The following is a 24,598-nucleotide window of genomic DNA, read 5'->3' as shown; positions in this document are numbered from 1 at the left end:
CAATAAGATCATTGGTACTTACCATGAGGTAAATTGCGACCCTCCAACGACAACACCGAAGACAACAGCCGTTTCATGAAAGACGCATCCGAAGACCCGAAGAACGTGGCCGTCAAGCCCGCGCGCCAGCGGCTCTCGACCGAGGACCGCGAGCGCCAGATCCTCGACGGCGCGATCGCCTTTTTCTCGGAGCGCGGCCTCGACGGCCAGACGCGCGAGCTGGCGCAGCAGATCGGCATCACGCATCCGCTGCTCTATCACTACTTCCCGAACAAGCGCGCGCTGATCGAGCGCGTGTACGAGGAGGTCTACCTCGAGCGCTGGCAGCAGGAGTGGGAGGCGTGGCTGTCCGACCGTTCCACGCCGCTCGAGGCGCGGCTGGTGCGCTTCTACGGCGCCTATGCGCGCGCGATCCTCACCAAGGAGTGGGTGCGCATCCTGGTGTTCTCGGGGCTGTCCGACGGCTACGTGCCGGGGCAGTACATGGAATTGCTCAAGGAACGGCTGTTCCCGCACATCTGGCGCGAGATGCGCCACGAGCTCGGCCTCGCGGGGCGCGCCAAGCCCACCGAGCGCGAGCGCGAGCTGATGTGGGGCATGCACGGCGGGATCTTCTACATCGGCGTGCGGCGCTGGATCTACGCCGAGGCCATGCCCGAGGACCTCGACGCGGTGCTGGCCGACCGCGTGCGCGCCTTCATGCTGGTGGCGCCCGAGGTGTTCGGCCGCAAGGGCGCGAAGCCCTCGGCCTGATCGCGCCGAAGCGGCAGCCGCTTTCAGATGCATTGGTCATAGCCATATCGCAAACGCTTCGTTGGTGAGCGCGCGGCGACTCCCTAAAGTGCGGCCTGCACTTTTCACAAGGAGTTACGCATGTCGATCCTGAGCCGCTGGTGGCGAGCCGCCTCCCTTGCCACGCTGACCTTCATCGCGAGCGCCCCCGTGGCCGTCGCCCAATCCACGGCCGAAGCCGGCGAGGCGCTGGTGTCGACCGAATGGCTCGAGAAGAACCTCCGGAACGCCAAGGTGCGCGTGATCGAGGTCAGCGTGAACCCCGGCCTCTACGAGCGCGGCCACATCCCCGGCGCGGTCAACTTCTCGTGGCACAACGACCTCAACGACCGCGTGCGCCGCGACATCGTGAGCCAGGCCCAGTTCGAGAAGCTGCTGTCGGCCGCGGGCGTCGACAAGGACACCACCATCGTGCTGTACGGCGACAACAACAACTGGTTCGCGGCCTGGGGCGCCTGGGTGTTCGAGCAGTACGGATTGAACAACGTCAAGCTGCTCGACGGCGGCCGCAAGAAGTGGGAGGCCGAGAACCGCACGCTCGAGAACCGCACGCCCGAGTACGCCGCCACCGCCTTCAAGGCGAGCCGGCCCGACCCGGCGCTGCGCGCGCGCCTGACCGACGTGGTGGCGGTGGCCGACGGCAAGTCGGACACGCGCCTGGTCGACATCCGCTCGGCCGACGAATACAGCGGCAAGATCTTCGCGCCGCCGGGCGCGGCCGAACTCGCGGTGCGCGCGGGCCACATCCCCGGCGCGGCCAACGTGCCCTGGGGCCGCGCGGTCAACGAGGACGGCACCTTCAAGTCGCCGGCCGAGCTGAAGGCGCTCTATGCCGCCGCGGGCATCGACGGCAGCAAGCCGGTCATCACCTACTGCCGCATCGGCGAGCGCTCGAGCCACACCTGGTTCGCGCTGCACCGCATCCTCGGCTACAAGAACGTGCGCAACTACGACGGCTCGTGGACCGAGTACGGCAACGCGGTCGGCGTGCCGGTGAACAACCCGAGCGGCACCGTCTGGGCGTCGAAGTGAATCGAGGAGAGAAGAAGAACGAGGAGGGTGCGTGAGTCACCAGGAGTTGGGTGGCCGTCCGCCGGAAGCGCGGACGGCATTGGGCGAGCCTTCGGGCTCGTTTTTTTTGGATGGCACGGGCGCGGCGCGCTGGCCCGCGCTGGCCGTGGCCTCGGTCGTGCTGGTGCTGCTCGCGGCCGGCGTGCACCTGCTCGGCGAGCGCAGCGGCGGCCGCGCGCTGGCCTTCGCGCTGGGCATCGGCGCGGTGCTCGGCATCGTGCTGCAGCGCTCGCGCTTCTGCTTCTATTGCCATGCGCGCGACTACTTCGAGCGCGGCGACGCGCGCGGCCTGCTCGCGATCGTCGCGGCGCTCGCGGTGGGCACGCTCGGCATGCACGTGGTGATGAGCGGCTGGCTGCCGGTGCCGCAGCCGGGCCGGCTGCCCCCCGATGCCCACATCGGCCCGGTGAGCTGGGCACTGGTGCTCGCGGGCCTGGCCTTCGGTGCGGGCATGGTGGTGTCTGGCTCGTGCATCAGCGCGCACTGGTACCGGCTCGGCGAGGGCTCGCCCACCGCGCCCTTCGCGCTCGCGGGCGCGGCACTGGGCTTCGTGCTCGGCTTCAATACCTGGAACCCGCTCTACAGCGCGACCATCGCCACCGCGCCCGTGCCCTGGCTGCCGCATCACCTCGGCTATGCGGGCTCGGCGGCGCTGCAGCTCGCGGTGCTCGCGCTCGCGAGCGCGCTGCTGTGGCGACGTCTGCCGCCCGCGCGGAACGCCGCGGTGCCCGCGAGCTTCGGCGCCGCGCTGCGCGCGCTGCTGCAGGGGCGCTGGCCCTACGTCTGGGGCGGCCTCGCGGTGGGCGCCATCGCCGTGATCGTGGTGCTGCGGCTGCGGCCGCTGGGCGTGACGGCCGCGCTCGGCAGCGCGGCGCGCGCGGCCGGCGAAGGGCAGGGCCTGCTGCCGCAGCGGCTCGAGGGCCTCGACGGCTTCGCGGGCTGCGTCACGGCCGTGGCGCAGAGCCTGTGGCAGACGCCGAATGCGCTGCTGGTCGGTGGCCTCGTCGCCGGCGCCTTCGCGGCCGCGCTCGCGAGCGGGCAGTTCAGGCCCGTGTGGCCGCGGCCGGCGCAGGTCGCGCGCGGGCTCGGCGGCGGCCTGCTGCTCGGCTGGGGCGCGATGACCGGCCTGGGCTGCACCGTCGGCAACCTGCTGTCGGGCACCATGGCCGGCGCCCTCTCGGGCTGGGTCTTCGGCGCGGCCGTGCTGCTGGCGGTCTGGGCCGGGCTCAAGCTGCGACTGGGTACCTGAGCGGCATTCCAGGGCCGCGCATATCGAAGCACGCATTCCTTCTTTGTGCCGCGTCCGCGCCGTTGATACGGTCGGTCCTCTTTTCTTTCTTTGCAGCAGAGGACACGCGACATGGGCGCCAGGGATTTCGAGCGGCAGCTTCTTTCGGGCGCCGATGGCGGCACGCGCCACGAGGCCGACGTGCTGGTGATCGGCGGCGGCCCGGCCGGCGCCTGGGCCGCGGTGAGCGCGGCTGCGCGCGGCGCGCGCGTGCTGCTGGCCGACAAGGGCTTCTGCGGCACCTCGGGCGCCACCGCGCCTTCGGGCACCGGCCTGTGGCACGTGCCGGCCGAAGGCACGGCGCGCGAGGAGGCCAAGGCCAGCCGCTTCGCGATGGGCGGCCAGCTGGCCGAGCACGCCTGGATGGACCGCGTGCTCGAACAGACCTGGACCAACGTCGAGACGCTCAAGGAATGGGGCTATCCGTTCCCGGTCGACGACCAGGGCGCGCTGCGCTGCACCTCGCTGCAGGGCCCCGAGTACATGCGGCTGATGCGCAAGCGCGTCAAGGCCGCGGGCGCGCGCATCCTCGACCACAGCCCGGTGCTCGAGTTGCTGGTCGACGAGCACGGCACCGTCTGCGGCGCCACCGGCGTGAACCGGCAGACCGGCGAAAGCTGGGTGGTGCGCGCCGGCGCGGTGGTCATCGCCACCGGCGGTTGCGCCTTCCTGAGCCGCGCGCTCGGCTGCAACGTGCTGACCGGCGACGGCCAGCTGATGGCGGCCGAGGTCGGCGCGGCCCTGTCGGGCATGGAGTTCTCCAATGCCTACGGGCTCGGGCCGGCCTTCTCGTCGGTCACCAAGTCGCTGTTCTACAACTGGGCCACCTTCTACACGGCCGACGGCGTGGCGATCGAGGGCGCGGGCTCGTCCAAGGGCCGCGGCGTGATCGCGCAGACGCTGCAGGCGCAACCCGTCTATGCCTGCCTCGACCGCGCCGACGCGCAGATCCGCGCCTGGATGCGCACCGCGCAGCCGAACTTCTTCGTCTCCTTCGACCGGCAGGGCATCGACCCCTTTAAGCAGCATTTCCCCGTCACGCTGCGGCTCGAGGGCACGGTGCGCGGCACCGGCGGCCTGCACCTGGTCGACGACAGCTGCGCCACCACCGTGGCCGGCCTCTATGCCGCGGGCGACGCGGCCACGCGCGAGCTGATCTGCGGCGGCTTCACCGGCGGCGGCAGCCACAACGCGGCCTGGGCGCTGTCCTCGGGTTTCTGGGCCGGCGCCGGCGCGGCCGATTTCGGGCGCGATGCGCGCGCGCGTTCGCAACGCATCGCCCTGCGTGCCGGCGGCGTCGCGCTGTCCACGCGCGGCGCGCAGGCCTGGGACAGCCAGGCCGTGGTGCGCGCGGTGCAGGCCGAGGTCTTCCCCTACGAACGCAACTGGTTCCGCGAAGGCGACGCGCTGCGCGATTCGCTCGCGCGGCTCGACGACCTGTGGGAGCGCCTGCGCCAGGGCGCGCCGGCGGCCAGCGCGGCCGACGCGGTGCGCGCGCGCGAAGCGGCCGCCATGCTGGCCACCTCGCGCTGGATGTACCGCAGCGCGCTGCAGCGCACCGAGACGCGCGGCATGCACCGCCGGCGCGAGCATTCGGCCATCGACCCGACCCAGCGCCATCGCCTCTTGAGCGGCGGGCTCGACGAGGTCTGGGTGCAACGCCACGCCGTGCAACGGCGCGCCGAGGAAGAGGTGGCCGCATGATCGAGCTCATCAGCGCCGAACGCTGCACCGCCTGCAACATCTGCGTGAGCGCCTGCCCGACCAACGTGTTCGAGGCCGTGCCCGGCGGCCTGCCGCGCATCGCGCGCCAGGACGATTGCCAGACCTGCTTCATGTGCGAGCTCTACTGCCCCGAGGACGCGCTCTACGTCGCGCCGATCGCCGACCGCGGCGCCACCGCCGAGGAGCGCGACGTGGCCGCGCAGGCGCTGATGGGCAGCTACCGCCGCGACATCGGCTGGGGGCGTGGCCGCCAATCGACGGCCTCGGCCGACGCCAGCTTCGAACTGCTGCGGCGCGCGCACTGATGACGGCGCCCGTCGATACCGGCCGCCGGCGGCTGCTGCGCGGCGCCGTCGCCGCTTCCGCGGCCACGCTGCCGCTGTTCTCGATTGCGCAGGGCGCATCGGGCGCAGGCGTGCTGCGCCTGGGCTACATCGGTCCGGGCAGGAAGCCCGCGGCCGCCACCGGCTGGGCGCTGCGCCAGGGCCTGTTGCAGCGCGAGCTCGCGCCGCTGGGCTTCAAGGAGGTGGTCACACGCAACTTCCCGAACGGACCTGATCTCAACGAAGCCTTCATCTCGGGCGTGCTCGACGTCGGCATCTACGGCGACACGCCCGCCGTGGTCGCGCGCTCGCGCGGCCTCGATGCGCGGCTGATCGGCTTCGACACCGTGGGCATGAACGTCTGGCTGCTCACGCCGCGCGACGGCGTGCGCAGCGTGCGCGAGCTCGAGGGCCAGGCCATCGGCGTGGCGCGCGGTTCCTACATGCACCGCTACGTGCTGGGCCTGCTCAAGGAGCACGGCCTGCAGAAGTCGGTGAAGGTGATCCACATGTTCCCGCGCGACGGCGAAGCCGCGCTCGACCAGCGCTCGATCGCCGCCTTCGCGGCCCAGATCGACGTCGGGCCGCTGCTCGCATCGCGCGGCTACCCGGTGATCGACGAGGCCGATCGCCATCCCACCCTGCGCGGCACCTCGGTGATCGTCGCCTCGTCGAAGCTGCTCACCACCGCGCCCGGCCTGCCGGCCGCCTGGACCCGCGCGCGCCGCGCGGCCATCGCCGAGATGCGCGCCGACAGCGCGGCCTACTACGCCTTCCATGCCGAGGTCAGCGGCTTCCCGCTCGAGGCGGTCAAGGCCTCGCATCCGCTGAGCCAGTACCCCGAGGCGGCCTATCCCGCCGAGGGGCTGGGACTGATCGAGGAGGTGAAGAAGTTCCTGCTGGCGGAGAAACTGGTGACGCAGGACTTCGCGTTGGCGCAGTGGCAGTGGGCGGGTGAGGGTTAGAAGGCGGGCAGCCGAACGCAGAAGTCGCGAAGGTTTCGCAGAAGTCGCAGAAGGAAATCCAGAAATGGCTTTTCTTCTGCGACTTCTGCGCTGCTTTGGTCTTCCTTCTGCGTTCGGCTGTCCGCTTTCCGTTCCGCTCACGAGTGGCAGACCAACCCATCCTTCAACAAGGTGATCTCGAACTGCAGATTCCCCGCACGCGCCCCCCGCGCCTGCGCCAGCGTGCCATCGGCGCGCCAGCGCCGCAGCGCGGCCGCGATGTAGTCGCGCGACGCCGTGTCGCCCGCCGCGAGCCGCACGGCCGCGTCGGCCGGTGCGCGCAGGTCCTGCGCGACCGGCTTGTAGAAGCGCCATTCCTCGTTGCCCATCAGTCGCTCGAGCACCTGCGCGTCTTCGGCCAGCGCCGCGCATTCGCCGGCCATGAAGGCCGAGGCCGCATGCACCGCCGAGGGATAGTTGCGCGGCTGGGCCCCATAGCGCAGTGCCACCGCGCCCGCGTAGCCCGAGCCTTCGCCGACGCAGACCGAGGCGCCGCGCAGCGCCTCTTCGTCCTGCACGCGGCCGCGGCGCAGCGCGACCACCTGGCCGCGGCCGGTGTCGTAGCTGCCGGGCGCGGCATCGATGCCGGCGCCGCCTTCGTCGGTGCGCGCGCCCTGGCCCTGCGTGGGCACGCCGGCCACCAGCAGGTCGACGCGGCCGTCGCGCAGCGCCTCGTCGCGCTCGTCGGGCGCGAGGCCGACCAGCATGGCCTTCACGCCCAGCGAGGCCGCGAGCTCGCGTGCCAGGGTGGCGTCGAAGGCATCGGGTTCGGGCGGCGTGGGCGAGCCGGGCGGGGCAGGGCGCGGATAGCGCCGTACGCCGACGACCAGTTCGCCGCGCGCGATCGCGCGTGCGAGCACCGGGCCCTTGGGCAGTTGATTCAGCGGCGTGGCCAGCGCGGGCACGGCCAGCGGCGGCAGCCATGCGAGCCAGGTCGCGGGGCCCGACAAGCCACGCTCGCGCGGCGCGTTGTCGGCATTCGGCCAGGCACCGCCGGCGGCGGCCAGCGCGGCGACCACCGCGAGCACCGGCCCGGCCGCGACCAGGCTGGGCCAGCGGCCGACGCCGTCGAGCAGGCCGGCCACGGCCGAGGAGGAAGAAGGGCGCGGGCTCTCACTCATCGAGGCTCAACCCGCGCCGCCAGCGCAGCAGCCGGCGCTCGAGCAGCGCCAGCAGGTAGTTCAGCAACAGCCCGAGCACCGCCAGCAGCAGGATGCCGGCGTACATGGTCGGGATCTGGAAGGTCTCCTGCGAGTTGAGCGTGAGGAAGCCCAGCCCCGAATGCGCGCCGATCATCTCGGCCGCCACCAGCGCCGTGATGCTGTAGGCGCCCGCGAGCCGCACGCCCGTGAAGATCGAGGGCAGCGAGGCCGGCAGCACCACCTTGAAGAAGACGAAGCGGCGCGAGGCGCCCATCGACAGCGCGGAGTTCACGAGCAGCCGGTCGACCTGCTTCACGCCGCTCACGGTGCTCAGCAGCACCGGCCAGAACGAGGCCCAGAAGATGATCGCCACCTTCGACAGCTCGCCGATGCCGAGGAACAGGATGAAGACCGGGAACAGCGCGAAGGCCGAGGTCTGGCGGAACAGCTGCAGCACCGGGTCGACGATGGCCGCGAGCCGGCGGAAGCCGCCGATCAGCAGGCCCAGCAGCACGCCCGCGCTGCTCGCGAGCACCAGGCCCCAGAGCGAGCGCTGCAGGCTCGCGGCCACGTGCTTCCAGAGCTGGCCGTTGTCGAGCAGCTGCCCGATGCTCGCGAGCACGGCCGAGGGCGGGCTCAGGTAGGCGTCGCTCACGATGCCCAGGCGCGGCAGCGCTTCCCACAGCGCAAGGAACAGCACGATGCCGGCGGCGCGCTCGGCGAAGCGGCCCGCGAACCGGGCGAAGCGCGCCAGCGTGCGGCGCGGCGCGGGCGCGGCGGGCGCGCCTTCGAGCACCGCGCTCACGAGACCACTCCCAGGTTCACGCCTTCGAGCGAACGCGGCTTCAGCCCGATCTGCACCTCGTCCTTCAGCACCTCCCAGGCGCGCTGGCGCAGGGCCGCGAACTCGGGCGAATGGCGCAGCTCGGCCGAGCGCGGCCGCGCCAGCGGGATGTCGATGATCGCCTTGATGCGGCCGGGCCGTTGCGTCATCACGGCCACGCGGTCGGACAGGTAGACCGCCTCCTCGAGGCTGTGCGTGATGAAGACGATGGTCTTGCGGTACTGCTCCCAGATGCGCAGCAGCTCGCCCTGCAGGATCTCGCGCGTCTGCGCGTCGAGCGCGGCGAAGGGCTCGTCCATCAGCAGCACGTCGGGCCGGTAGGCCAGCGAGCGCGCGATCGCCACGCGCTGCTTCATGCCGCCCGAGATCTCGTGCGGATAGCGTTCGCCGAAGCCGTGCAGGCCCACGAGCTCGAGGTATTCCTGCGCGGTGCGGCGGCGCGCGGCCTTGCCGATGCCGCGGATCTCGAGGCCCACCGCGATGTTGTCGAGCACCGTGAGCCATGGGAACAACGCATAGCCCTGGAACACCACGCCCTGGTTGCGGTGCACGCCCGCGACCGGTTGGCCGTCGATGGCGATGCGCCCGCCGGTGCGCTCGGTGAGCCCGGCCAGGATGCCGAGGAAGGTCGACTTGCCGCAGCCCGAGGGGCCGAGCACCGAGAGGAACTCGCCCTCGCGCACGTCGAGGTCGAAGCCCTCGAGCACGCGCACGCGCTCGCTCGCGCCGCGCGCCGCGTAGTCCATGCGCACGTCGCGCGCCGAGATCTTGATGCCGCTCATGCGCGCGCCGCTCAGGTCTTCGCTGCGGCGGGCTGCGAGGGCGCCTGCGCGTAGGGGTTGAACTCGTTGGTGTAGACGTCCTTCACCGCCACCTTGCCGGCCGGGATCTTGCCCTCGGACTGCAGGATGTCGACGTAGTACTCGATCGGCGGCTCGGTCACCACCAGGTCCTCGACGTAGGCGTAGCGGTCCACGTTCTGCAGGTCCATGTTGATGCGCTTGGCGACCAGCTTGCGCGCTTCCTCGGGATTCGCGTTGACCCAGTTGCCGGCCTTGGCCAGTGCCGTCACCACGTCGCGCACCGCCTCGGGATGCTCGCGGATGAAGCGGCCGTGCGCGCTGTAGGGCGCCATGCCGCCGAGGCCGCCGTCGAGGTCGAAGTCGCTCCACAGCCGCACCAGCGCGTCGGCATGGTCGGCGCGGCCCGAGAAGGGCGCGTGGATGATCGCGAGGTCGGTGTTGCGCGTGACCAGCGTCTGCTCGGCCTGCTCGTCGGGCACCACCACGAAGTTGATCTTGTTCACGTCCACGCCATGCTGGCGCAGGTACTTCTTGGTCACGAACTCGGCGCAGGCGCCGAAGCTGTTGAAGCCGATGGTCTTGCCTTCGAGGTCCTTGGGCTTGAGGATGCCCGAGTCCTTGCGTACGAAGTACTTCATGTGCGGCGCTTCCTGCAGCGTCTTGCCGCCGGCCGCCACCACCTTGAGGTCGGCGCCCGAGGCGATGGCCGAGATCACCAGCGGCACCATGCGGCTGCCGAAGTCGATCTCGCCGGTGCCCACGAGCGGAATGATCTGCGGCGCCGCGATCTTGCCCACGTACTGCGGCCGCGTGTTCGTGCCCTCGAAGTAGCCGAGCTGGTCGGCCAGGTAGATCAGGTCGAACGAGGGGTTGTCGGGGTACTTGAACGCGACCTTGTCGCCGGTCTTCCTGACGATGGCCGGCGCGTCGGCCGAGGCCGACTTGGCCTCGTCGCGCGAGCAGCCCACGAGCGCGGCCGCGCCGAGCCCGCCGAGGCTGCCCACCGTGCCCAGCGAGACGAGGGTTTGCAGCAGGCCGCGGCGCGAGGGCGCGCGCAACGCGACGGTTGCGGATTCGCGGGAGGGGGAGAGCTTTTCGATGGACATGGCGACCGGCAGCGGAACTGCCTCTGAACAGGGATGGCCGATGCTAGGAAGCGGCCGGTGCCGGACCAACGAAGAAATCCATGCATGGATATGCGGGGAGTGGGGAAAGCGGGGGCGCCCGGCGGCGTCGACTGGAGGTATGGTGCGCGGCATGCGCGTCTTCCTGCTCGCCCTCATCCTTTTCTGTCAACTCGCCATGGCCGCTCCACCTTCGCCTTCCACGCCGCCGGGCCCCCAGGCCCGGGCGCTGTCCGCGTTCATCGCCAAGAAGAAATTCATGCCGGAAACCCTGTACCCGGGCGCGATGAACGAGCCGGAGCGCCTGCGCTTCGAGGCCACGATCAATGCGCTGGCCGTGCAGTTGCAGCCGCTCGCGGACCGGCCGAATCCCAAGGAGAAGCTCATGGCCGCGTTCAAGGCGGCCTATCCCGCCTGGGAGAACGAGGACACCGAGGAACGCGAGCGCGCGGTGGGTTACTTCGAGGAGTTGATGGGCATTCTGGGCGTGAAGAGTTCGAACGGCGTGCTGAACCGCCTGCTCTACGGATTCGATCCGGGGCAGTCGCCGGCGGCGAGGAATGCGCAGGCCCTGGCGGCGATGACGGCCGAGGAGCGGGGCTTCGCGGCGAAGCTCGAGGCGCTGCGCGTCGAGAACGCCGAGGCTTTTCTCGTGGCCGCCCTCGGCCCGCCGACGACCGTGGCGGGTGGCATGCAGCTGTGGATGAAGCCGAACGATCCGGGGTTCATGCTGTCGTTGACGAGGCAGCCGAAGGGGGCGATCGTCTGGATGGTGAAGGATCGCTTTCTCTATACGAAGGCCTTGTGAAATCCGAGCGCTGGGGTGCTCGGCGCGGCAGCTTCCTTCCGCGCCGGCGGTCGCTTCGCATTGCTTGCGAAAATGCGGCATGCACAGCCTTCTCGCTTCCGACCCGGCAGCCGCTTCTTCCGCCCCCGACCCCCTCGTACTCCAGACGCTGCTCGAGCAACGCGGCTCGACCCGCGGCTTCACCGACCAGGCCCTGCCCGAGGGCTGCCTCGAACAGCTCCTGATCCAGGCGCGCCGCGCCCCGAGCGGCGCGAACCTGCAGCCCGGCGAGTTCATCTCGCTCGAAGGCGATGCCCGCGCGCGGCTGAGCGCGGCGCTGGTGGGCGCATTCCGCAACGGCGAGCAGGAAGCCGAGGACTACAGCTACTTTCCGCGCCCGATGCCCCACAGCCTGCGCCGGCGCCAGGTCGCGGCGGCACAGGCGCTCTATGGCGCGCTGGGGGCGGCACGCGAGGACCGGGCGGCGCGCGATGCGCAGTTCGAGCGCAACTTCCGCTTCTTCGATGCGCCCGTGGCGCTGCTGGTGGTGATCGATGCACGCATGGGCAGTGGCTGCTACATGGACCTGGGGATGTGCCTGTTCGCGCTGATGATGGCCGCGAACGCCCAGGGCATCGGCAGCTGCGCGATCGGCGCGATCGCGTCCTATCCGGGCCTGGTGCGTTCGACGCTGGGGCTGGGCGACGAGCACCACATCGTGTGTGGGATGGCCCTGGGCTATGCCGATCCGCAGGCGCCCGAGAACGCCGTGCGGACCGCGCGGCGGCCGCTCGACGACTTCTTTCGCGTGATGCGCTAGAGCCGCTGCACCAGCCCCGCCGCGCCCAGGCCACCCGCGCCGGCAATGGCCGCGAGGCCGTGCGCGCCCGACGGGGCATCGTGCTGCATGTCGGCGAGCAGGCGCACCAGGCTGACCGCGCCCGAGGCGCCGATCGGATGCCCGCGGCCCAGGCCGCCGCCGCCACGGTTCAGGCGCGAGGGCTGCAAGCCCAGTGCCTGGATGAAAGACAGCGCCTGCACGGCAAAGGCCTCGTGCAGCTCCGCGCCCCAGAGTGCGCCCGCATCGAGGCCGGCACGGCGCAGCAGCGCATCGGCGGCGGTGGAGGCGCCGAGCATCGGCATCTCCGGCGCCACACCGATCGAGGTGCCGCCCAGCCAATGGAAGCGCGGCGCGATCTTCAACGCGGCCGCGGCCTGCGGCGTGGCGAGCAGCACGAAGGCGGCACCGTCGGCGCGCGGCGCGATCGCGAGGCGGCTGACGGCCATCTCCAGCGCAACGGCCGGGTCGGACAGCGTGTCCGCGACCGCCTCGATCGGCATGCGCGCCATGCGCGAGACCGTGAGTTCGCGCGCGTAGCTGTCGTGAGTGGCAGCGCCGATGGGCACGATCTCCTGCGACATGCGTTCGCGCCATGCGAGCGCTTTCGCATGGCTTTGGGCCGCGAAGTCATCCTGCTGCGCGCGGCCGATCGAATGCAGCGCGGCATGGCGCGCGGCGGCGAGCAGCAGGTCGGGATCGCGCGCCGGATCGGGCGCGAAGGCGGGGCGGTCGTAGGGCACGGGCGCCTCGTCGGCATCGCGCGGGCGATGCTGGCGGATCGGTGCGCGGCTCCAGGCCTCGACGCCGCCCGCGATCGCGATGGCGGCATTGCCGCTGGCCAGCAGGCCGGCGGCCAGGGTCAGGGCATCGAGGCCCGCGCAGCACTGGGTGTCGACCGACAGCGCGGCGACGTGGTCCGGCAGGCCGGCGGCCAACGCGACCATGCGCGCGGGATTGCCGCCCGCGCCCAGCGCGTTGCCGGCGACGACTGCATCGACCGCTTGCGCCGGAACACCGGCGCGTGCCAGCAGCGCCTGCAGCACTGGCGCGCCGATCTCGTGCGCCGCCAGCGCGCCGAGTGCGCCGCCGACCGGTACCACCGCGCTGCGGGCCCAGCCGAGGATCACGGGCGGATTCACAGCCGGCTCCATGGCGCCGCGGACGCATCGGCCAACTGTCGCGCGAGCGCGGCGTGATCCGTCTTGCCGCTCGGCGTGCGAGGCCAGGCGTCGACGCGGTAGAAGCGCCGCGGCAGCTTGAAGGGCTCGAGCCGGTCACGGCACCAGGCCTGCAGTTCTTCGCGCGAGAGCGGTGCCGACAGCGCGAGCAAGGCCACGGCCTCCATGCCGCGCAGCGGATGCGGCAGCCCCTGGATCGAAGCGGCCGCGATGGCCGGATGCCCGGCCAGCACGTTCTCGACTTCCTCGGGGAACAGGTTCTTGCCCTGCACGAGCAGCATGCGCTGCTGCCGGCCGACCAGGTGCAGGAAGCCTTTCTCGTCCACATGGCCCATGTCGCGCACCGAGAGCCAGTCGCCGTCGCGCAGCACGGCAGTGCCGTCTTCCTCGGCCGTCAGCGTCACGTAGTCGTTGAACACCATCGGGCTGCGCACGTAGATCAGTCCGGGCAAGGGCGGCTCGATCCTGAGCTCGACATTGGCGAAGGGCCGGCCGACCACGTCGTCGGGCAGTGCCTCGTCGCTGTCGGCCCAGGCGATGAACGAGGTTTCCGACGCGCCATAGAACTCGACGATGCGTGCCTCGGGAAACAGCGCGCGCAGCGCCGCGGTGCGCGCGCGCGGCCACGGGGCGCCGCTGATCATCACGAGGCGCGTGCCCGTCACGGGCGCCAGGCCGTGGCGCTGCGCATGCTCGAGCATCAGCAGCAACTGGCTGGGCACGGCGACCAGGCTGCCCGCGAGACCGCGCTGCAGCGTGTCGAGCGCGGCTGCCGCCGAGAACTGGCGCTGCAGGCGCATGCCCGCGCCGGTCCACAGGCCCAGCAGCGCGCCGAACAGGAACAGCGAATGCGAGAGCCGTCCCGGCACCAGCACGGTGGTGCCGGTGGCGGGGCCGAAGCTCTGGACGCAGATCTCGAAGCTGTGGGTCCACGATCCGTGCGTGCGCCGGAAGCCCTTGGGCACGCCGGTGCTGCCCGAGGTGAAGCCGATGTAGAAGGGCGTGCTCGCGTCCGCTTCCTCGATGTCGGCGGCCGCGCCCAGGTGCTGCGCCATGCGCGCCTGCACCTTGTCCCTGATGGGCTGCGGCCAGTCGGGATCGCCGACGGCCGCCGTGCGGTTGCTCGCGAGGATCGCGAGGAAGCTCGCGAGCTGGTCGGACGGCGAGGCGCTCGCGCTGGCCCAGGCGACCGTCGGCGTGGCCGCCTCGTTCAATGCGGCGGCTTCCGTCGCCACGCGTGCCGCGAGCGCGGCGAAACTCAGTCGCGTGTGGCCATCGTCGAGCGCGAGGGCATCGGGCGTGTGCCGCGCCCACCAGGCGAGCGGCGCATGGACGGTCCGGAAATCGGGCGCCGGGCCGGTCATCAGTCGCGATCGAGGCGCCAGCTCGGAAGGCCGCGCGCCACGGTCTGCACCACCAGCGCGCAGACCACGCACTTGACGAGGTCGCCCGGCACGAAGACCAGGCTGGCGAGCGCCGCCTTCTGCAGCGGCAGGTGGGCCACCAGCGACAGCCCCGCGATGCCGAACAGGTAGACCACGACGATGCCGCCGATGAACGAGGCGGCCAGCGCCGCGGCGAACAGCGTGCGTCCGCGCGCGGCGGCGAAGCGCCGCATGATCCAGCCGCAGGCGAAGGCGCCGAACAGCCAGCCCACGAGGAAGCCGGCGGAGGGCGTCACGAACGCGCCCGGTCCGCCGCGGCCACCGGACAGCAGCGGCAGACCGAGCGCCACGCCCACGAGCAGCAGCGCCACCGCGAGAAAGCCACGGCGCGGGCCGAGCAGGCAGCCCGCGAGCATCACGCCGAGGGTCTGCAGCGTGATCGGCACGCCCAGGGCCAGGTCGATGCGCGGAACGGCGCCCAGGGCGGCGATCAGCGCGGCGAAGAGCGCGACGTAGGACAGCGTGCGGGAGGAGGTGATCGGGGTGGAGGTGGACATGGAAATGGAATGTCGGGGAAGGTTGCGCTGCAGGCCGTGGCCTTGGCTTCCTTGCGTGGCGGACGGGCCGCGGGTGGCTGGGCCTTTTTTTACTGCCTGCGCGGCGGCGGGCAGGAGGGCGCCCGAGAGCGTAACACCGTCGCCGCCAGGCCCGCGCTGGTACGCTATCCGTCCGATTTCGAACCCAGGCGCGAGGAGGCGCCGCCCCATGAAACAACAGATCTCGCGACTCTCACCGCATCAGAACGGCAAGGTGTTCGGCGTCATGATGGCGGTCACCTCGCTGGTGTTCCTCGTGCCCTTCGCGCTGCTGTTCGCGCTGGTGCAGCCGGCCGGCAAGAGCGGGCCGTCGCTGCTGCTCCTGCTGCTCGCGCCGCTCATGTACCTGGTCTTCGCCTACTGCGCGGTGGCCATCGGCTGCCTGATCTACAACTTCCTGCAGAAGTTCGTCGGCGGCATCGAGTTCGAGACCTCGACCCCCGCGAATTCGCAGTAGGCGCAGGCCCGATCCAGGGCCCGGCGGCCGAACGAAGGCCTCAGGCCTTGTCGGCTTCCGACTTCTTGTCGATCGCCGCCTGCAGCTCCCGGGCATAGGCCAGGAGCTGGTCGCGCATGGCATCGGCGCCCTGCAGCAGCGCATCCGACGTGGGCTGGCCCAGCAGGATGCCCGCCTGCTGGTTGCCGAATCGTTCCATCCGGTCGAACAGCAGCCTGGGATTGGGGTGCGAGGACATCAGAGCCAGGCAGAAGCTCTTGAGCGCGGCCACTTGTCCCTGGAGGTAGTCGAGGCGTTCTTTGTCGGTCATGGGAGAGGAGTGCGGTTGCAGAGGAGCCGTGGTGGACTCGGGCAGGGACCCCGGGGTTCCGGGTCCGGCGACGGGCCGCATTATGAGCCGCCGGCCGGCGTGGCCGGATGACGGGCGCGCCGCCTACGCGCGGCTGCGCCAAGTGCTGCCGCAAGTGCGCGCGGGGGACACGGAGACTTTGCCGTCCCTTCCCGCAACCCCTCAGCCCGATCACCCACACGCCATGGCCGACACCCCTCACGCTACGACCCCCCTGACGGTGCTCGAAGGCACCGCGCACCCGCTGGGCGCCACCTTCAATGGCGACGGTGTCAACTTCGCCGTGTTCTCGGCCCATGCCACGCGGGTCGACGTCTGCATCTTCGACGAGGCCGGCACCACGCAGGTCGGCTGCGTCACCCTGCCCGAGTACACCGACGAGATCTGGCACGGCTTCGTGCCCGGCCTGCAGCCCGGCGCGCGCTACGGCCTGCGCGTGCACGGTCCCTACGAGCCCGAGAAGGGCCATCGCTTCAACCACCACAAGCTGCTGCTCGACCCCTATGCCAAGGCCTACATGGGCGAGCTGAAGTGGGGCCCCGAGCTGTTCGGCTACACCGTGGGCCATGCCGATGGCGACCTGAGCTTCGACGAGCGCGACAGCGCGCCGCTGGTGCCCAAGTGCGTGGTGGTCGACTCGCGCTTCGAGTGGACGCAGACCGATGCGCTGCGGGTGCCCTGGCCCGAGACCGTGTTCTACGAGACCCATGTGCGCGGCTTCACCATGCAGCATCCGCAGGTGCCCGAGCAGTTCCGCGGCACCTTCGCGGGCATGGCGCGCGACGAGGTGCTGGCGCCGATCCGCGCGCTCGGCGTGACCAGCGTGGAGCTGCTGCCGGTGCAGATGTTCCTGAACCAGTCCTCGCTGCTCGAGAAGGGCCTGACCAACTTCTGGGGCTACGACACCATCGGCTTCTTCGCGCTCGATCCGCGCTACATGGACGGGCCGCAGATCGACGAGTTCAAGCACATGGTCGACCGCTTCCATGCGCACGGCCTCGAGGTGATCCTCGACGTGGTCTACAACCACACGCCCGAGGGCAACGAGCTCGGCCCCACGATCTCGTTCAAGGGCATCGACAACGCGAGCTACTACCGGCTGCTGCCCGACACGCCGCGCTACTACATCAACGACACCGGCACCGGCAACACCGTGAACCTCAGTCATCCGCGCGTGCTGCAGATGGTGACCGACAGCCTGCGCTACTGGGTGACCGAGATGCGCGTGGACGGCTTCCGCTTCGACCTCGCGACCATCCTCGCGCGCGAGCCGCATGGCTTCGACGAGGGCGGCGGCTTCCTCAAGAGCTGCCGGCAGGACCCGGTGCTCTCGAGCGTGAAGCTGATCGCCGAGCCCTGGGACATCGGCCCCGGCGGCTACCAGGTCGGCGGCTTCCCGCCCGGCTGGGCCGAGTGGAACGACCAGTTCCGCGACACCGTGCGCGCCTGGTGGAAGGGCGAGGAGGGCACCGCGGGCAAGCTCGCGCAATGCCTCACCGCGAGCGGCGAGCGCTTCAACCACCGCGGCCGGCGGCCCTGGGCCAGCGTCAACTTCATCAGCGCGCACGACGGCTTCACCTTGGCCGATACCGTGAGCTACAACGACAAGCACAACGAGGCCAACGGCGAGGACAACCGCGACGGCCATTCGGACAACCGCTCGTGGAACTGCGGCGTCGAGGGCCCGACCGACGACGAGGCCGTGCTCGCGCTGCGCGCGCGCCAGCAGCGCAACCTGCTGGCCACGCTGCTGCTGTCGCAGGGCACGCCGATGCTGCTGGCCGGCGACGAGTTCGGCCGCACCCAGCAGGGCAACAACAATGCCTACTGCCAGGACAACGAGATCTCGTGGGTCGACTGGGCCGCGGCCGGCGGCGAAGCAGGGCGCGCACTGAGCGACTTCTCGGCCCGCCTGCTCGCGCTGCGAAAGGAATTCCCGGTGCTGCGGCGCAACCGCTTCCTGGCCGGCGCCTGGTTCGAGGACATCGGCGCCAAGGACTCGACCTGGTTCACGCCGGCCGGCGAAGAGATGCAGCCCTCGCACTGGGACGACCCGCAGACGCGCTCGTTCGCGCTGCTGCTCGACGGCCGCGCGCCGGTGTCGGCGATTCCGGTGGCGGCGCACGACGCGAGCGTGCTGCTGGTGTTCAACGCCTGGCACGAGGCCGTGCCCTTCACGCTGCCGGCCGCGCCCGCCGGCGCGTGGACGCTGGTGCTCGACAGTGCCGACCCGGCACTGGGCGTGGGCGATGACGCGGCGCGCGGCGACTATCTGGCGACGGGGCGCTCGGTGCTCGTGTTCACGAGCCGCTGAGTTCGTGACGTTTCGGTGACGGAAGGAAGGGCCGCGCGCGCCCTCGCGGGAACGCGCGCGTAGCACTTCCACGGCCGCGCTGCGCGGTGAAAACCCTCGGTAAAAAAAGCACATCCGGTTGAACCTTCGGTTCGTACTCATCCAGAGCCGACGTTTTCGTCGGACGAGTCGTGCCCGCACATCCACCATTTACACCGAGGTGACGCCGATGAGATTCTCCCTACCCCCCGCAAGGGCCTGTGTCTTCGTGCTCAGTGCCGTGACCGCCGTGGGTGCCATCGCATCCAGCCACCGAGAGGCGCCGTCGATCGCGGGCATGCCCAAGCTCGATGCCACCGACTTCTACATGTTCCGCAGCTACGAAGCCGGCCGCCAGGACTTCGTGACGCTGATCGCCAACTACCAGCCCGACCAGAGCCCGTATGGCGGTCCCAACTACTTCACCATGGACCCGAACGGCCTGTACGAGATCCACCTCGACACCGACGGCAACGCGGTCGAGGACATCACCTTCCAGTTCAGGTTCAAGAACACGCTGCGCGACATCCAGCTGCCGATCGCGGGCAAGCAGGTGTCGATCCCGCTGGTGCAGGCCGGCGGCATCAGCGGGCCGAACCAGGCCACCAGCAACCTGCGCGAGACCTACACGCTGAACATCGTGCGCGGCGATCGCCGCAAGGGCAAGGTCGAGGCCGTGTCCAAGGCGGGCGGCGGCACCGAGTTCGACAAGCCCACCGACAACATCGGCGACAAGACCTTCGGCGGCCCGACCGGCTATGCCACCTATGCGAACCAGCATCTCTACACGGTCAACATTCCGGGCTGCGCCACGCAGGGCCGCGTGTTCGTCGGCCAGCGCAAGGATCCGTTCACCGTGGCCCTGGGCCAGGTGTTCGACCTGATCAACCTCAATCCGCTGGGCTCGAGCTCGGCCAACCCCGACGCGCTGGCCGACAAGAACGTGACGACCATGGCGCTCGAGGTGCCGATCTCGTGCATCACCACCGCCGGCCATCCGATCGTGGGCGGCTGGACCACGGCCAGCGTGCGCCAGGGGCGCCTGATCGCCAGCCCGCCCAAGAGCGGCCACGGCACCACCGCGATCAACGGCGGCGCCTGGGCCCAGGTCTCGCGCCTGGGCATGCCGCTGGTCAACGAGGTGGTGATCGGCCTGAAGGACAAGGACCGCTTCAACAGCTCCAAGCCGCAGGACGACGCGCAGTTCGCCGACTACGTGACCAACCCGACCTTGCCGGCGCTGGTGCAGACGCTGTTCTCGGCGCCCGCGCCCACCAACTTCCCGCGCACCGACCTGGTCGCGGCCTTCCTCACGGGCGTGGAGGGCGTGAACAAGCCGGCCAACGTCAAGGCGTCGGAAATGCTGCGGCTGAACACGTCCATCGCGCCCACGGTGAAGGCGAACCAGAGCAACCTCGGCGTGCTCGGTGGCGACAACGCGGGCTTCCCGAACGGACGCCGGCCGGGCGACGACGTGGTCGATGCCGAGCTGCGCGTGGCCATGGGCGTGCTGTGCGTGGCCACCGGTGCCAGCGACACGCTCAAGGTCGGCTGCAAGCCGGCCGACGCGCCCGCGGGCAGCGCCGCGCTGACCGATGGTGCCGCGCAGAGCCCCACGCAGTTCCCCGATGCCTTCCCGTACCTCAACACGCCGCTGCCGGGTTCGACCTCGGCATCGGCCGCGCGCTGAGGAGGATGCCGGCATGAACCGCTACATCCCTCGCATCGCCGGCCTGCTGCTGGTGACCGCCTTCCTCGCCGGCTGCGGCGGGGGCGGCGGCGGTGGCGCCGTGTTCTATCCGTTCCCGCCGGTGAGCGGCAACCCGCCGGAGAACCCGCCGCCGCAAGCCGACGCCTACGACAGCTTCATCGCCTACGTGCAGTCGCTGGTCGCCTCGGTGCTCGACACGGCGGAGCCGGCCAACGTGGCCGCCTTCGATCCGGCGCCGACGTCGGAGACCAAGGACCCCGTCGCCACGCAATGAAGCAGGCGCAGCGTGCCGCGCGGCGGGCCGCGAACCGGCTGGCTCGCGCGGCGGCGCTGTTGTTGTTGCTGGGTACGGCCGGGGCGGCGCTCGCGGCGCCACGGGTGCCGGCCAGCGACGACGAGGTGGTCGAGAAACTGCCCGTGATCGCCGGCTGGCTCGATGCGCAGCGCAAGCTGCGCCGCGAGCTGGCCCAGCGGCCCGGCGACGAGGCCACCGCGATCGAGGCCGCGACCACCTACCTCGACCTCGCGCGCTCGCAGGGCGATGCGCGCTATGCCGGCCAGGCCGCGGCCGCGCTGCAGGCCTGGGACGCCACGCCCATCGCCCACACACCGCCCGCGGTGCTGGTGATGCGTGCCACCGTCGCCCAGTTCCTTCATGACTTCGATGGCGCCGAAACCCTGTTGAAGGCGGCGCTGGCGCGCCGGCCCGCCGATCCCCAGGGCTGGATCACGCTCGCGACCGTGCTGCGCGTGCGCGGACGCTACGACGAATCCGATGCTGCCTGCCGCGCGCTGGGCCGCGTGGGGCCGGCGCTCTATGGCGTGGCCTGCCTGGCGGAGAACGCGGGCCTGCGCGGCAACCATGCCGCCGCGCGCGACGCGCTGCGAGGCCTGTTGGCCGATCCTTCGCTGGCCGGTGCGCCACAGGCCGGAACGCGGCAGTGGCTGTGGACCTCGATCGCCGAGATCGAGGAGCTCGCGGGCCGGCCCGCCGAGGCGGATGCCGCGTACCGCAAGGCGCTCGCAGCCGAGCGTTCGGGCTATCTGCTGCTGGCTTACAGCGATTTCCTGCAGCGTGCGGGTCGGTTGCGCGAGATCCCTTCATTGCTCGCGAAGGAAGCGCGCAGCGATGCGGTGCTGCTGCGGCTGGCCATCGCGCACACGCCGGCGGGCAAGCCGCAGGCACCGCGCGCGGTGGTTCCCGAGGCCGAGGAACTGCGCGAGCGTTTCGAGGCCGCCGCGCTGCGGCCCGGCACCACCGCGCAGCACGCACGCGAGGAGGCGATGTTCGCGCTCGATGTGCAAGGCGATGCGAAGCGCGCTGTCGAGCTGGCCCGCCTCAATGTGCGCCTGCAGCGCGAACCGATCGACCTGCTGGTGTTCGCGCGCGCGGCCTCGGCCGCCGGCGATGCGGCCGCGCGCGATGAAGCGAAGGCGCTGATGCGCGAGATCGGACTGAAGGACGCACGTGTCGATGCCATTCCCTGAACGTCGCCGCATCGGGCTCGCCGCCGTCCTGGTGTTCGCGCTGGCGCTGCTCCTGGCGCTCGCACCGGGCGCCGCGCACGCCCACAAGGCCAGCGATGCCTACCTGCAGATCCAGCGCGATGCCGAGGGCCTGGACCTGCGCTGGGACATCGCGCTGCGCGATCTCGACGCGACGCTCGAGCTCGACCGCGATGGCGACCGCCGACTGCGCTGGGGCGAGGTGCGTTCGCGGCTCGACGACATCCGTGCCTATGCGCTCGCGCGGCTCCAGTTGCAGCAGGGCCGGTGCGCGCTGGTTGAGGCCCGGCCGCCTGCGATCGAGGACCGCGTCGATGGCGCCTACCTCGTGCTGCAACTGCACGCGCGATGTGATACGGGGTCCACGCTCGAGATCGACTACCGGTTGTTTCGCGAGATCGATCCGACGCATCGCGGTTTGCTGCGGATCGCTTCGGACGGTGGTGCTTCGCCGGCAGTCCACTCGCTCGATCCCGCGGCCGGCAGCGTGACGCTGCCATGGCCGGGCGCGGTGGCGGGATCTTCTACGCCCGCAGCGAATGCCGAGAGCGACAGCCCCGGCTTCTTCCGCGACGGCATCCATCACATCCTGATCGGCTACGACCACATCCTGTTCCTGCTGTGCCTGCTGTTGCCCGCAGTGCTGCTGCGGCGTGGCGATGGCGGCTGGACACCGGTGAGGCATTGGCGCGACGCGATCTGGCCGATGCTCGGCATCGTCACCATGTTCACCATCGCGCACTCGATCACGCTGGCGCTGGCCGGACTGAAGATCGTCAGCCTCTCGCCGCGCATCGTCGAGCCGGGCATCGCGATCACGATCATCCTCGCGGCCGTGGACAACCTGCGGCCGTTGCTGCGCGGCCGGCGCAAGCTCTTCAGCTTCCTGTTCGGCCTGATCCATGGTTTCGGCTTCGCGGGCGCGCTCGGCGAACTCGACCTGCCGCTGCGCGGCTTCGTGCTCGCGCTGCTGCAGTTCAACCTCGGCGTGGAAGCGGGCCAGCTCATGGTGGTGGCCGTGGCGCTGGTCGTGCTGCTGTCGCTGCGCGGCTGGCGCGGCTATGCGCCAGTGGTGCTGCGCGGCGGCTCCGTCGTGGCCGTGGCGGTGGCGGCCATCTGGTTCTGCGAGCGCGTGTTCGACGTGAAGATCCTGCCGTTCGCTTGAGCGGGAGGCCGTGGCGCGGCCGCACCGCGTGAAAGAAAAAAGCCCCGATCGATGTCGGGGCTCCGGCGCGTTTCGAACCGTCCGCGCAGCTTGCGCGGGCGGGTGCGCGATGGATTACTTGGGCAGCAGCACCTTGTCGACGACATGGATCACGCCGTTCGACTGGTACACGTCGGCGATGGTCACGGTCGCGGAGCCGCCCTTCTCGTCGGTGATCATGACCTTGCCGCCGCTGGACTTGGCCGTGAGGTTGCCGCCGGCCACGGTCTTGAGCGTCGCCGAGCCCTTGCCGTCCATGATCATCTTGGTCAGCGCGGCCGCATCGATCTTTCCGGGCACGACGTGGTAGGTCAGGATGCCCGTCAGCATCGTCTTGTTCTCGGGCTTCAGCAGCGTATCGACGGTGCCCGCGGGCAGGGCGGCGAAGGCTGCATTCGTCGGCGCGAAGACGGTGAACGGGCCTGGACCCTTCAAGGTCTCGACCAGGCCCGCTGCCTTGACGGCGGCGACGAGCGTAGTGTGGTCCTTCGAATTCACTGCGTTGTCGATGATGTCCTTGGTGGCATACATCGGTGCACCGCCGACGGTGACCTGCGCGAGCGCGGCGAACGAGCCCAAGCTCAGCGAGATGGCCAAGGCGACCGTGGCCATGCGATTGAATCTGTTCTTCATGCGAGTACTCCTGGTGAGGATGCCGGCGCGAATTGCGCATCGACTGCTGCAACTACGGGCCGGGCCACGATGCAGATTCAATCTCGAGGCAAGGCGCGCGCTTTCTTTCGTTCAGAAGGTCCAGCGTGCGCTGACCCGCGCGCTGCGCGGCTCCATCGGATGGATGTGGCGCCCGTCGATGCCGTCGCCGCAGGCACCGCGCGCCACCTCGCCCGCGCTGCACGAGGCATAGAAGTACTCGATGTCGTTGCCCTTGCGGCCCGCGAGGTTGAACACGTCCAGGCCCAAGGTGAGCTGCTTGTTGACCGCATAGCGCGCGCCGAAGTTCAGCAGCGTGGTGGCGCGCGAGCGCACCGTGTTCAGCGTGTCGAGCGCGCGCGGGCCCATGTAGCGCAGGCGAAGCGAGGCCGTCAGTGGCCCTTCGGTGTAGATGACACCGGCCGCGAACACGCGCTCCACCGCGTTGTCGATGTAGTTGCCTTCGCCTTCAGGTGCGAGGCCCCGGAAGCGCGCGCGCGAGATCGCCGCATCGGCTTCGAAGCGCCAGCGCGAACCGAGCTTCCAGCGCAGCGTGGCCTCGATGCCGCGGCGGCTGCTGGCGCGGCCGGGCTCGGTGGTGCCGGCGTCGCCGACGTAAACCAGCTCGGAGTCGAGCCGCAGCTGCCAGAGCGCTGTGGTGAGGCTGAAGTCCTCGCTGGGCTGGAAGCGCCAGCCGATCTCGGCACCGCGCCCCTTCACGAGCGCGGGCACACGGTCCGCGGGCAGGCCGTTCGTCGGATCGACATTGATCGTCGCGCCGCGCACGTCGTTGCTGTGGAAGCCCGTGCCTACGTTGAGGTAGAGCTCATGGGCCGGCGTCACGGTGAAGGCCAGGCCGGCCTTCGGGCTCACGAGCGAGTCGTGGCCGCGTCCGCTGTTGACGGGGCCATAGAGCGGTTCGCGCCCCTGCACGTCGTAGCGCAGCAGGTCGCCGCGCAGGCCCACGTAGCCGCGCCAGCGTTCGCTGAAGTTCACGAGCTGCTGGGCGTGCATGGAGAACAGGTCTTGTTGCACCTTGTCGTTGCGCACGGTCGAGATCCGCTCGCGGGCCACCGTGTTGTACAGGCCTACCTCGCCGATGCGGTCACCGCGCCAACTGCCTCCGAAGCTCAGGACGCCATCGAGTCCTCCAATCTGATTGGGACGGCTGTGCGTGCCCTGCAGCCCGAAGACCCGACGACGATCGGTCTGCTCGAACTGGTCGCCCTGCTCGGGGTTGTTGAGGAAATAGGTGAAATCGGAGAACAGGTCGAAGCGGTAGTCGATGACATAGCCGCTCAGTTGCGTCTGCCCCTCGGGGCTGTTGTCGAACCACTTGCCCGACAGGCTGAGGCGGCGCGTCTTGCCGCCGTCGGTGGTGTTGAGCGAACCGAAGCGCGAGAGCTCGCCACTGTCGACCAGCCGTTCGGGGATCTGGTCGGTGGAGTTCCAGCGGCTCTGGTAGGCCATGGCCGTGATGCTGAG

The 24,598-nt window shown here is 70.5% G+C and carries 24 protein-coding genes; 14 read left to right on the top strand and 10 right to left on the bottom strand.

All coding sequences use genetic code 11. The features are described 5' to 3' along the window. Positions 1-75 precede the first annotated feature (75 nt). From BM109_RS09890 to BM109_RS09865, 6 genes are all read left to right on the top strand, one after another. Entirely contained in the window at positions 76-753 is a 678-nt protein-coding gene (locus BM109_RS09890) for a TetR/AcrR family transcriptional regulator (protein WP_093343419.1), read from the top strand. Positions 754-873: 120 nt separating this feature from the next. Continuing rightward, on the top strand, positions 874-1,824 hold the full coding sequence (locus BM109_RS09885) for a sulfurtransferase (RefSeq protein ID WP_093342532.1): 951 nt from the start codon (positions 874-876) through the stop codon (positions 1,822-1,824). 106 nt (positions 1,825-1,930) lie between these two features. Then, positions 1,931-3,112 carry a YeeE/YedE thiosulfate transporter family protein gene (locus BM109_RS09880; RefSeq protein ID WP_177239303.1) on the top strand — a complete coding sequence of 394 codons (1,182 nt, stop codon included), beginning with the start codon at positions 1,931-1,933 and terminating at the stop codon, positions 3,110-3,112. A gap of 111 nt (positions 3,113-3,223) precedes the next feature. Then, the gene (locus BM109_RS09875) at positions 3,224-4,855 is read left to right on the top strand and encodes an FAD-dependent oxidoreductase (protein ID WP_093342529.1); all 1,632 of its coding nucleotides are present in this window, start codon (positions 3,224-3,226) and stop codon (positions 4,853-4,855) included. Further along, on the top strand, positions 4,852-5,181 hold the full coding sequence (locus BM109_RS09870; protein ID WP_057594253.1) for a 4Fe-4S binding protein: 330 nt from the start codon (positions 4,852-4,854) through the stop codon (positions 5,179-5,181). Before BM109_RS09875 ends, BM109_RS09870 begins: the two co-directional genes overlap by 4 nt. Further along, on the top strand, positions 5,181-6,164 hold the full coding sequence (locus tag BM109_RS09865) for an ABC transporter substrate-binding protein (protein ID WP_093342528.1): 984 nt from the start codon (positions 5,181-5,183) through the stop codon (positions 6,162-6,164). The genes BM109_RS09870 and BM109_RS09865 overlap by 1 nt, the downstream gene beginning before the upstream one ends. A 137-nt stretch (positions 6,165-6,301) precedes the next feature. Here the strand turns inward: BM109_RS09865 and BM109_RS09860 are convergent, their stop codons facing one another. The 4 genes from BM109_RS09860 to BM109_RS09845 are packed head-to-tail and all read right to left on the bottom strand — an operon-like array spanning position 6,302 to position 10,098. Next, a complete protein-coding gene (locus BM109_RS09860; RefSeq protein ID WP_177239302.1) occupies positions 6,302-7,324 on the bottom strand; it encodes a transporter substrate-binding domain-containing protein in 1,023 nt (340 codons plus the stop codon). Beyond that, complete coding sequence (locus BM109_RS09855) at positions 7,317-8,150, bottom strand: ABC transporter permease (RefSeq protein ID WP_093342527.1); 834 nt, start codon at positions 8,148-8,150, stop codon at positions 7,317-7,319. Before BM109_RS09855 ends, BM109_RS09860 begins: the two co-directional genes overlap by 8 nt. Further along, on the bottom strand, positions 8,147-8,971 hold the full coding sequence (locus BM109_RS09850) for an ABC transporter ATP-binding protein (protein ID WP_093342525.1): 825 nt from the start codon (positions 8,969-8,971) through the stop codon (positions 8,147-8,149). The genes BM109_RS09855 and BM109_RS09850 overlap by 4 nt, the downstream gene beginning before the upstream one ends. An 11-nt stretch (positions 8,972-8,982) precedes the next feature. Further along, positions 8,983-10,098 carry an ABC transporter substrate-binding protein gene (locus tag BM109_RS09845; RefSeq protein ID WP_093342524.1) on the bottom strand — a complete coding sequence of 372 codons (1,116 nt, stop codon included), beginning with the start codon at positions 10,096-10,098 and terminating at the stop codon, positions 8,983-8,985. 151 nt (positions 10,099-10,249) lie between these two features. Between BM109_RS09845 and BM109_RS09840 the strand changes: the two genes are divergently transcribed. After that, a complete protein-coding gene (locus BM109_RS09840; RefSeq protein WP_177239301.1) occupies positions 10,250-10,924 on the top strand; it encodes a DUF4844 domain-containing protein in 675 nt (224 codons plus the stop codon). A gap of 79 nt (positions 10,925-11,003) precedes the next feature. Beyond that, entirely contained in the window at positions 11,004-11,723 is a 720-nt protein-coding gene (locus BM109_RS09835) for a nitroreductase family protein (protein WP_093342522.1), read from the top strand. On the opposite strand, the gene BM109_RS09830 is transcribed toward BM109_RS09835, so the two are convergent. Genes BM109_RS09830 through BM109_RS09820 form a run of 3 tightly spaced genes read right to left on the bottom strand, consistent with a single transcriptional unit; the run spans position 11,720 to position 14,864 of the window. Further along, on the bottom strand, positions 11,720-12,883 hold the full coding sequence (locus tag BM109_RS09830) for a thiolase family protein (RefSeq protein ID WP_093342521.1): 1,164 nt from the start codon (positions 12,881-12,883) through the stop codon (positions 11,720-11,722). The two genes, BM109_RS09835 and BM109_RS09830, sit on opposite strands and share 4 nt — an antisense overlap. Then, a complete protein-coding gene (locus BM109_RS09825) occupies positions 12,880-14,286 on the bottom strand; it encodes an AMP-binding protein (protein ID WP_093342519.1) in 1,407 nt (468 codons plus the stop codon). Before BM109_RS09825 ends, BM109_RS09830 begins: the two co-directional genes overlap by 4 nt. Beyond that, positions 14,286-14,864, bottom strand: coding sequence for a biotin transporter BioY (locus BM109_RS09820; protein WP_093342518.1), 579 nt, complete (start codon positions 14,862-14,864; stop codon positions 14,286-14,288). Before BM109_RS09820 ends, BM109_RS09825 begins: the two co-directional genes overlap by 1 nt. Before the next feature lie 208 nt (positions 14,865-15,072). Here BM109_RS09820 and BM109_RS09815 point away from each other — a divergent pair, with 208 nt between their 5' ends. Beyond that, positions 15,073-15,360: a hypothetical protein gene (locus tag BM109_RS09815; protein ID WP_093342516.1), complete on the top strand. Its 288-nt coding sequence runs from the start codon at positions 15,073-15,075 to the stop codon at positions 15,358-15,360. A 40-nt stretch (positions 15,361-15,400) separates the two neighbouring features. Here the strand turns inward: BM109_RS09815 and BM109_RS09810 are convergent, their stop codons facing one another. Continuing rightward, positions 15,401-15,670 (bottom strand): hypothetical protein, encoded by a 270-nt coding sequence (locus tag BM109_RS09810; RefSeq protein WP_057594242.1) that lies wholly within the window; start codon positions 15,668-15,670, stop codon positions 15,401-15,403. Between the two features lie 223 nt (positions 15,671-15,893). Between BM109_RS09810 and glgX the strand changes: the two genes are divergently transcribed. From glgX to BM109_RS09785, 5 genes are all read left to right on the top strand, one after another. After that, a complete protein-coding gene (gene glgX / locus BM109_RS09805; RefSeq protein ID WP_093342515.1) occupies positions 15,894-18,023 on the top strand; it encodes a glycogen debranching protein GlgX in 2,130 nt (709 codons plus the stop codon). 208 nt (positions 18,024-18,231) lie between these two features. Further along, positions 18,232-19,731, top strand: a complete 1,500-nt coding sequence (locus BM109_RS09800) for a DUF4331 domain-containing protein (RefSeq protein WP_093342513.1) — start codon at positions 18,232-18,234, stop codon at positions 19,729-19,731. A gap of 13 nt (positions 19,732-19,744) precedes the next feature. Beyond that, positions 19,745-20,026, top strand: a complete 282-nt coding sequence (locus tag BM109_RS09795; RefSeq protein ID WP_093342512.1) for a hypothetical protein — start codon at positions 19,745-19,747, stop codon at positions 20,024-20,026. Then, positions 20,023-21,240: a tetratricopeptide repeat protein gene (locus BM109_RS09790; protein ID WP_093342510.1), complete on the top strand. Its 1,218-nt coding sequence runs from the start codon at positions 20,023-20,025 to the stop codon at positions 21,238-21,240. The genes BM109_RS09795 and BM109_RS09790 overlap by 4 nt, the downstream gene beginning before the upstream one ends. Next, complete coding sequence (locus BM109_RS09785; RefSeq protein ID WP_093342509.1) at positions 21,227-22,423, top strand: HupE/UreJ family protein; 1,197 nt, start codon at positions 21,227-21,229, stop codon at positions 22,421-22,423. Before BM109_RS09790 ends, BM109_RS09785 begins: the two co-directional genes overlap by 14 nt. Positions 22,424-22,537: 114 nt before the next feature. Here BM109_RS09785 and BM109_RS09780 read toward each other — a convergent pair whose 3' ends face one another. Then, a complete protein-coding gene (locus BM109_RS09780; RefSeq protein ID WP_093342507.1) occupies positions 22,538-23,095 on the bottom strand; it encodes a fasciclin domain-containing protein in 558 nt (185 codons plus the stop codon). Positions 23,096-23,206: 111 nt separating this feature from the next. Then, positions 23,207-24,598 (bottom strand): TonB-dependent receptor (locus BM109_RS09775; protein WP_143129136.1); only part of this gene is annotated, 1,392 nt, incomplete at its 5' end.

It is taken from the genome of Variovorax sp. PDC80 (assembly GCF_900115375.1).
Lineage (GTDB): Bacteria > Pseudomonadota > Gammaproteobacteria > Burkholderiales > Burkholderiaceae_C > Variovorax.
This window is presented reverse-complemented; position numbering and strand designations above follow the sequence as displayed.